Source organism: Streptomyces synnematoformans, from assembly GCF_039531005.1.
GTDB lineage: Bacteria > Actinomycetota > Actinomycetes > Streptomycetales > Streptomycetaceae > Streptomyces > Streptomyces synnematoformans.
In genome coordinates, this window is record NZ_BAAAPF010000527.1 from 1 (window position 1) to 2,847 (window position 2,847).

1 protein-coding gene is annotated in these 2,847 nt (G+C 79.0%); it reads left to right on the forward strand.

Annotation, left to right across the window (positions count from 1 at the left end):
- Positions 1–373: 373 nt before the first annotated feature.
- A partial coding sequence (locus tag ABD317_RS35505; RefSeq protein ID WP_344295893.1) for an ATP-binding protein occupies positions 374–2,847 on the forward strand: 2,474 nt, incomplete at its 3' end.

Consider the following 2,847-nt stretch of genomic DNA (forward strand, 5'->3'; position numbering starts at 1 on the left):
GCCTCACGCTCCCGCGGCGGGCGGCGGGCCCGCCCGCGTCGCCCGCACCGTGCCGGGGCGCCCGGCGGGCGGCGGTGGTGCTGCGCGCCCTGCGGTACTCGTCGGCGCTGCGGCGCAGCTCGGCGGAACGGGCCCGGTGGATCTCGTGGTCGTACATCGTCGCTCCCTGTGGATCGGCTTCGGTGCCGTGTGCTCCCGGTGCCTCAAGACTCGTCCGCCAGGGGGGTGCGGCACATCGGGCGACTTCCTCATCTCCGCGTACGGGGTGCCTTAGATGCCCGCGTGCGCCGCTCCCCGCCGCCCTAAGGCCCCCGCCGGCCCGGGCCCGCTCCCCCCGGCCCGCCCGGCTGCGTGACGTGCGATGCTCGGTGCCGTGGACTCCCTTCACCCCACGGAACCGTCCGGCCCGGACGCCGCCGGCACCCGCGGCGGCGCCCGGGTCTTCGTCGGCCGTGCCGCGGAGCTGGGCGCGCTGACGGAGGCGTACGACCGGGCCGCCGCCGGCGAGCCGTGCGCGGTGCTCGTCGGGGGTGAGGCGGGCGTCGGCAAGTCCCGGCTGGTGGAGGAGTTCCTGACGCGCGCGGAGGCCGCGGGCGCGGTGACGGCCGTCGGCAACTGCATCGAGTCCGGCGCCGACGGCCTGCCCTTCGCGCCCTTCTCCACCGCGCTGCGCGCCCTGCGCCGCCGCCTCGGCGACCGGCTGGACGAGGCCGTCGCCGGGCAGCAGGGCGAGCTGGCCCGGCTGCTGCCCGAGCTGGGCCCGGTCCCCGACCTGCCGGCCGCCGCGCAGGGCGAGGCCGGGCGGGCGCGGCTGTACGAGCTGGCCGCCCGGATGCTGGAGCAGCTGGCCGCCGAGCAGGTGCTCGTGCTCGTCGTCGAGGACCTGCACTGGGCCGACCACTCCACCCGCGAGCTGCTGGGCTACCTGCTGCGTTCCGTCCAGGCCGCCCGGCTGCTCGTCGTCGCCACCTACCGCTCCGACGACCTGCACCGCCGCCACCCGCTGCGCCCCGGCCTCGCCGAGCTGGACCGGCTGCGCGGCGTACGCCGCTTCGAGCTGCCCCGGTTCAGCCGCGACGAGGTGCGCAGCCAGCTCGCCGGGCTGCGCGGCGGGCCGCCGCCGGAGGAGCTGGTGGCGGAGGTGTACGGGCGCTCCGACGGGAACGCCTTCTTCGTCGAGGAGCTGGCCGCGGGCCTCGGCCCGGGGACGGGCAGTGCCGGCGGTGCGGTCGCCGGCATCGGCGAGTCGCTGCGCGACCTGCTGCTCGTCCGGGCCGAGGCGCTGCCGGACCCCGCCCGCCGGATCGTCGCGCTGGCCGCGGTCGGCGGCGACCGGGTCGACACCGCGCTGCTCGCCGCCGTCTCCGGGCTCGGCGAGGACGCGCTGTTCGACGCGCTGCGCACGGCCATCGGCGCCGGGGTGCTGCTCCCCGCCGACGAGCGGGTGGACGCGTACCGCTTCCGGCACGCCCTCATGCGCGAAGCCGTCTCCGACGACCTGCTGCCCGGCGAACGCGCCCGCCTCAGCCGCCGCTTCGCCGAGGCGCTGGAGGCCGGCCCCGGCCTCGTCCGGGCCGACGAGCGCCCGGCCCGGCTGGCCGGCTACTGGTACCAGGCCGGCGACGCCGCCCGCGCGCTGCCCGCCGTCCTCGCCGCCGCCGCGGACGCCCGCGCCCGGCACGCCTTCGCCGACCAGCTCGGGCTGCTGGAGCGGGCCGTCGCGCTGTGGGACGAGGCGCCGCCCGAGGCCCGTACCGTGCCGCACTCCGGCGGCGTCTACCCGCCGGCCGACGAGCCCGAGTTCGCCGACCTGCTCGCCGAGACGGTGTTCGCGGCCCGGCTCGCCTCCGCCCACGCCAGGGCCCTCACGCTCGGCGACCGGGCGCTGCGCCTGCTCGGCGCCCGCGCGCCGCTGCGCGCCGCGTGGTTCCGCGTCGAGCGGGCCCGCAACGTGCAGGCACTGGGCCGCGGCGACGGCCGGGAGGACCTGGACCGGGCGCAGGAGCTGGTGCGCGGCCTGCCGCCGTCCCCGGTGCACGCGCTGGTGCTCGCCGAGGCCGCCAACTGGGAGGCGCTGCGCGTCCCGGGCGCCGACGCGATCGAGGCCGCGGAGCGCGCCGTGCAGCTGGCCCGGCTGGTCGGCGCGGAGGAGACCGAGCTGACCGTGCGCATCCCGCTCGCCTGGATGATGGTCCAGTCGGGCGACGTGGAGGGCGGCCTCGCGGAGTTCCACACGGTACGGGAACGGGCGCTGGCCCGCGGCCTCGTGGTGGCCGCGGGCCGCGCGTACGCGAACCTGCCCTCGGCCCTCGAAAGCGTCGGGCGGTCCCGGGAGGCGGTGGCCGCGGCGGAGGAGGCGGTCGGGGCGCTGGGCGACTCCGGGCTGGCGCTGTACCTCTCCCACAGCCACGGCAACCGGGCCGACGCGCTGCTGTCGCTGGGCCGCTGGGCCGAGGCCGAGGAGGCCGTGGCAGCGCAGCTGCGCACCGCGCGCAACGCGCAGATGCACGGCACCGCGCTGCTGGACCGGGCGCGGCTGGCGCTGCTGCGCGGGGACCATGCCGGCGCCGCCGCCGAACTCGCCGCGGCCCGGCAGGAGTTCGGGCACGACCGGCAGGCGCAGAACGAGCTGCCGCTGGCCGAGATGACGATCGGGCTGGCCGCCGCCGACGGGCGGGTCGCCGAGGTGCGCGCCGTGTTCGAGAAGGCCGTCGGCGACGGGCTGCGGCTGGGGACGCAGCGCTACGTCTGGCCGCTGCTGTACGCCGCGGCCCCCGCCGAGGCCCGGCTGCGCGAGCTGCCCGCGGCGGAGGCGGGGCGGGCATCGCCGTCCGGATCCGGGCCAAG